Raw genomic sequence first — 5,337 nt, 5'->3', positions numbered from 1 at the left:
CCCCACGGGGGGGGGCGCGGCCCCCCCCCCCACCCCGCCCCCCCCGCGGGGGGGGCCCCCGGGCCCCGGCCCGGGCCGGCGCGCCGGATCAGAAGTCCATGCCGCCCATGTCGCCGCCCGGAGGACCGCCGGCCGGAGCCTTCTTCTCCGGACGCTCGGCGATCATCGCCTCCGTCGTGATCAGCAGCGAGGCGACCGAGGCCGCATCCTGCAGCGCCGTGCGCACGACCTTGGTCGGGTCGATGATGCCGGCGGCGACGAGGTCCTTGTACTCGTCCTTCTGCGCGTCGTAGCCGTAGGAGGCGCCGTCGTTGCGCAGGATCTCGCCCGCCACGACCGCGCCGTCCTTGCCGGCGTTCTCGGCGATCTGCTTGAGCGGCGCCTGGATCGCGCGGCGCACGATCTCGATGCCGACCTGCTCGTCGTTGTTCAGGCCCTTCAGCCCGCCGAGCTTGGTGGAGGCGCGCAGCAGGGCGACGCCGCCGCCCGGCACGATGCCTTCCTCGACCGCGGCGCGGGTCGCGTGGAGCGCGTCGTCCACGCGGTCCTTGCGCTCCTTCACCTCGACCTCGGTGGAGCCGCCGACGCGGATCACCGCCACGCCGCCGGCGAGCTTCGCCAGGCGCTCCTGCAGCTTCTCGCGGTCGTAGTCCGAGGTGGTCTCCTCGATCTGCGCCTTGATCTGCTCGCAGCGGCCCTGGATCTCCTCCTTGGAGCCGGCGCCGTCGACGATCGTGGTGTTCTCCTTCTCGATGCGGACGGTCTTGGCCTTGCCCAGCATGTTGAGGGTGACGTTCTCGAGCTTGATGCCGAGATCCTCGGAGATCACCTGGCCGCCGGTGAGGATCGCGATGTCCTCGAGCATCGCCTTGCGGCGATCACCGAAGCCCGGCGCCTTCACCGCCGCGACCTTCAGGCCGCCGCGCAGCTTGTTGACCACGAGCGTGGCCAGCGCCTCGCCCTCGACGTCCTCGGCCACGATCACCAGCGGACGGCCCGACTGCACCACCGCCTCGAGCAGCGGAAGCATGGGCTGCAGGCCCGACAGCTTCTTCTCGAAGATCAGGATGTAGGGGTTGTCCATCTCGGCGATCATCTTCTCCGCATTCGTGATGAAATACGGGGAGACGTAGCCGCGGTCGAACTGCATGCCCTCGACGACGTCGAGCTCGGTCTGGATGGACTTCGCCTCCTCGACCGTGATGACGCCCTCGTTGCCGACCTTCTCCATCGCCTTGGCGATCATCTCGCCGATCTCGGTCTCGCCGTTGGCCGACAGCGTGCCGACCTGGGCGACCTCGGCGGAGGTCGTGATCTTCTTGGTGTTGCTCTCGAGGTACTTCACGACCTCGGCCACGGCCTTGTCCACGCCGCGCTTGAGGTCCATCGGGTTCATGCCCGCGGCCACCGACTTCGCGCCCTCGCGGACGATCGCCTGGGCGAGCACGGTCGCGGTGGTGGTGCCGTCGCCGGCGATGTCGTTGGTCTTCGAGGCCACTTCGCGCACCATCTGGGCGCCCATGTTCTCGAACTTGTCGGCCAGCTCGATCTCCTTGGCGACGGTCACGCCGTCCTTGGTGATCCGCGGCGCGCCGAAGCTCTTGTCGATCACAACGTTGCGGCCCTTCGGGCCGAGCGTGACCTTCACCGCGTCGGCGAGGATGTCGACGCCGCGGAGCATACGCTCACGCGCGCCGGCGCCGAACTTGACGTCCTTTGCAGCCATGTTTTCCGTTCCCTAGGTGTGTGTGTCCGAGACGACGAGCCTGAGATGCGTCTTTCCGCGTTCCTCGCGGGACGACGACTTCAGGCCGCCTTCGCGACGGAAGGGTTGTCGAGGATCCCCATGATGTCGGACTCCTTCATGATCAGGAGCTCCTCACCGTTGAGCTTCACCTCGGTGCCCGACCACTTGCCGAACAGGATGCGGTCGCCGGCCTTCACGTCGAGCGGGCGGACCTCGCCCTTCTCGTTGATGGTGCCGGAGCCGACGGCGATCACTTCGCCTTCCTGCGGCTTCTCCTTGGCGGTGTCGGGGATGATGATGCCTCCCGCGGTCTTCTCCTCGGCCGTCACGCGGCGAACGAGAACGCGGTCGTGCAGGGGACGGAAGTTCATGCGAATCCTCTCCTGACTGCTTCCATATGAGTGGCAAGCTCTTCCGGAGATACGCGGGGGCATGCCGGACCCGGCCTGCTTCCCGCCGCCAACGGACCCATTCCGGCGCCCGCTAGCACTCCCCCCAGAGGAGTGACAGCGATCTAGGGCAGCCCCGCCGCGTCGTCAAGCGTCGGCAGCACTCTCGGAGTGCGAGTGCTAATGCGTTGAACTTCAACGTTTTTCTTGCATCGCGCCCGGCCCCCCATGGCATGCTTCCCCCCATCCGGCGGCGGCGCCGCGGCGCGACGCCGGGAACAGGGCCGGGAACAGGGCCGGGAACAGGGAAGGAACGGCACGGCCCATCACGCCGGAACGAGGACAGGAACAGCATGGATCTCAGCGGTCTCGAGCGTCTCGCCCGTTTCCCGACGCTGCCCGACTGGCGGCTGACCACCGCCGAACTGCTCTATCACATGCCGGACCATCCGGGCGTCCTGCAGAGCTTCATCTGGCAGAAGCACGACCTGGCCCCACGCTTCCCCGAGCTCGGCCGGTTCCTGGATTTCTGGAAGCGCGAGATCGAGGCGCCGCTGCATTCCGTCCGCGTCGCCTCCGCCGCGCTGATCAAGCCGGCCGAGCTGCGCTACGCCGGCGGAGAATTCCGGCTGCACTGACTGCGAAGGGCCGGGGCCCCCACCCGGCGCATGGCTGCCCCTTCGCGCGCCCGTCTTGAGGGCGGCGCGGCGCGGAGGATAGCCTTCCCCGCAATGCCCCAGGCGCAGCAAGATCCTTCCCTGGATGCCAGGGCCAGGGCCAATCTCGGCCTGCTGGCCGTCTGCCAGGCGCTCGGCCAGGCCTGCAACACGATGATGCTGGCGGCCACGGCGCTGTCCGTCGTGACCTTCTATGCCAATCGCGACCTGGCGACGCTGCCGGTGACGATGCAGCACCTCGGCGTGATGCTGTGGGTGTTCCCGGCGGCGCTGCTGATGCAGCGCATGGGGCGCCGCTTCGGCTTCCGGGTGGGCTCGCTGTTCGGCATGGCGGGCGCCGCGACGATCGGCACCGGGCTCTACAACGGCAGCTTCCTGACCATGTGCGCCGGCGGGTTCCTGCTCGGCTACGCGGTGGCCTGCCTGCACCAGTACCGCTTCGCCGCGGTGGAGCTGGTGCCGCTGTCGCACCGCGCCAAGGCGATCTCCTGGGTGACGGCGGGCGGCATCGTCGCGGCCTTCATGGGGCCGAACCTGGTGCGCTGGACGCATGACCAGTGGATGCCGTTCTACATCGGCACCTATGCGGCGATCTTCCTGATCCATGCCGTCGTCTTCACGGTGATGTCCTTCGTCCGCTTCCCCGAGGCGCGGGCGGCGATGGCGGGCGTGCCGGACGCGGGCGGCTTGCCGCCGCGCCCGCTGGCGGAGATCGCGCGGCAGCCGCGCTTCGTCGCCGCCGTGGTCTCGGCCATGGTCGGCTACGGGGTGATGGTGTTCCTCATGGGCGCCTCGCCGCTGGCGATCGTCGGCTGCGGCATGCCGCACACGGCAGCGCACATGGTCATCCTGATGCATGTCCTCGGCATGTTCGTCCCCGCGCTGTTCACCGGCCACCTCATCACCCGCTTCGGCACCACGCGCGTGATGACGGTGGGCGTGGTGCTGCTGTTCGCCGGCGTCGCCGCGGGGCTGGCGGGACTGAGCGAATGGCATTTCCGCATCGCGATGACGCTGAACGGCGTCGGCTGGAACTTCCTCTTCGTCGGCGCGACGACGCTGGTCACCACCTGCTATCGCCCCAACGAACGCGGCAAGGTGCAGGCGCTGAACGACTTCCTGATCTTCGGCACCACGGCGCTGATGAGCTTCACCGCCGGCGTCCTGCAGGAGCGGCTGGGCTGGTTCGCGCTGAACGGGTTCTCGCTCGCGCTGCTCTGCCTCGCCGCGCTGGCCGTGGCGTGGCTGCGGCTGCGGGAGGGCCGGCCGGTCGCGGCCGCTGCGTAAAGCGGTCCGCGGGCCGCGTCAGGCGGCCTGTTCCAGCGTCGGCGCGGAATCGGCCACGGTGGTGCGATGCAGGTCGCGCTTCTGCTCGGCCGGGTAGCGCCGCGCGCGATGCATCGTCACGCGGTTGTCCCACATCACCAGGTCATGCGGCTGCCAGCGATGGGCGTGGACGAATTCGCGCCGCGTCGCGTGCTCGGTCAGGTCGCGCAGCAGCATCAGCGCCTCCGGCCTCGGCCAGCCGCTTATCCCGCCGGCATGCGCCGAGAGGAACAGCGAGAGCCGCCCGGTGCGCGGATGGCGGCGCACCAGGCGCTGCGGCACCGGCGCCCAGCGCGCGCGCTCCTCATCCGTGAAGTCGGTGAAGCCGAGGGTGCTGCGGGAGTGGATCTGGGTGTGCTCGCAGACCAGGTCGCGCACCAGCGCCTGCGTCTCCGCCTCCAGCGCGTCCCAGGCCGCGCGCATGTCGGCGAATTCCGTGTTGCCGCCCGATCCCGGGATGACGCGCGCGGAGAGCAGCGAATACTTCGCCGGCGTCGGCTTGAAGCTGGAATCGCTGTGCCAGAGCATGTTGCCGAGCGCGAAGAGGCGCCTTCGGTCGTCGCGCGCCAGCACGCTGCCGTCGCGGTCGAGGTTGGAGATGTCGTTCACCTCCATGGAAAGGCGCCGCTGGTCGGGCCGCGCGATGTCGCCGCTGGCCTGCTCCAGCGGGCCGAAATGGCGGCTGAAGGCGATCTGCTGCGCGTCGTCGATGTCCTGGCCGCGGAACACCAGCACCGCGTAGCGGTCCATGCCGGCCTCGATCGCCGCCGCTTCCGTGGCGTCGATGCCGCGGCGGATGTCCACGCCCGACACCTCGCCGACGAAATCCGGGCGCGCGGGATCGGCGGGGCGGATGGTGATCGTCATGCCGTCTCCTCCGTGGCGTGTCGCGCGGAGGCTATCGCGCGTCCGGCGGCGCGACCAGCCTGCCGCATTCCCGCCAAGACCCGGCCCTTTCGTCGCCCCCGGCGACATCCAGCCTCCTCGCATGCCGAAGGAGGCAGACGAGATGCGACCGATCCGACGTGCCGCCGTCACTGGGCTCTTCGCGCTGTGGCTGGCACCCTTGCCCGCGCTGGCGGGCGGTCAGGCGACCGACGCGTCGTCCGGCCGTGCGGACGATCGCGGCCAGGTCGTCGAGGGGCGCGGCGCCGCGCGGGGGGGGGGGGGGGGGGGCCGGCGGCCGCGCGGGGCGGGG

The 5,337-nt window shown here is 69.9% G+C and carries 6 protein-coding genes; 3 read left to right on the top strand and 3 right to left on the bottom strand.

Going from position 1 to position 5,337, the window contains the following annotated elements:
* Positions 1–88: 88 nt before the first annotated feature.
* Positions 89–1,726: a chaperonin GroEL gene (gene groL / locus AC1MIR_RS08965; protein ID WP_480027827.1), complete on the bottom strand. Its 1,638-nt coding sequence runs from the start codon at positions 1,724–1,726 to the stop codon at positions 89–91.
* An 80-nt stretch (positions 1,727–1,806) separates the two neighbouring features.
* Entirely contained in the window at positions 1,807–2,118 is a 312-nt protein-coding gene (gene groES, locus AC1MIR_RS08960) for a co-chaperone GroES (RefSeq protein ID WP_109869040.1), read from the bottom strand.
* Positions 2,119–2,489: 371 nt separating this feature from the next.
* Between groES and AC1MIR_RS08955 the strand changes: the two genes are divergently transcribed.
* Both AC1MIR_RS08955 and AC1MIR_RS08950 read left to right on the top strand, forming a co-directional pair.
* A complete protein-coding gene (locus tag AC1MIR_RS08955; RefSeq protein ID WP_480027826.1) occupies positions 2,490–2,774 on the top strand; it encodes an usg protein in 285 nt (94 codons plus the stop codon).
* Positions 2,775–2,867: 93 nt separating this feature from the next.
* Complete coding sequence (locus AC1MIR_RS08950) at positions 2,868–4,100, top strand: MFS transporter (protein ID WP_480027825.1); 1,233 nt, start codon at positions 2,868–2,870, stop codon at positions 4,098–4,100.
* A gap of 18 nt (positions 4,101–4,118) precedes the next feature.
* On the opposite strand, the gene AC1MIR_RS08945 is transcribed toward AC1MIR_RS08950, so the two are convergent.
* On the bottom strand, positions 4,119–5,006 hold the full coding sequence (locus AC1MIR_RS08945) for a TauD/TfdA dioxygenase family protein (RefSeq protein ID WP_480027824.1): 888 nt from the start codon (positions 5,004–5,006) through the stop codon (positions 4,119–4,121).
* Between the two features lie 142 nt (positions 5,007–5,148).
* Here AC1MIR_RS08945 and AC1MIR_RS08940 point away from each other — a divergent pair.
* Positions 5,149–5,337, top strand: a 189-nt coding sequence (locus tag AC1MIR_RS08940) for a hypothetical protein (protein WP_480027823.1), incomplete at its 3' end; no start/stop codon positions are given.

Source organism: Falsiroseomonas sp. RANM36, from assembly GCF_056682175.1.
Note: the sequence above shows the minus strand (reverse complement) of the source record. Positions and strands in the feature narration are given on the sequence as shown.

Bases quoted from the DNA above. Each gene is read 5' to 3' on its own strand.
- groL (WP_480027827.1), bottom strand. From the start codon at position 1,726: ATGGCTGCAAAGGACGTCAAGTTCGGCGCCGGCGCGCGTGAGCGTATG.
- groES (WP_109869040.1), bottom strand. From the start codon at position 2,118: ATGAACTTCCGTCCCCTGCACGACCGCGTTCTCGTTCGCCGCGTGACG.
- AC1MIR_RS08955 (WP_480027826.1), top strand. From the start codon at position 2,490: ATGGATCTCAGCGGTCTCGAGCGTCTCGCCCGTTTCCCGACGCTGCCC.
- AC1MIR_RS08950 (WP_480027825.1), top strand. From the start codon at position 2,868: ATGCCCCAGGCGCAGCAAGATCCTTCCCTGGATGCCAGGGCCAGGGCC.
- AC1MIR_RS08945 (WP_480027824.1), bottom strand. From the start codon at position 5,006: ATGACGATCACCATCCGCCCCGCCGATCCCGCGCGCCCGGATTTCGTC.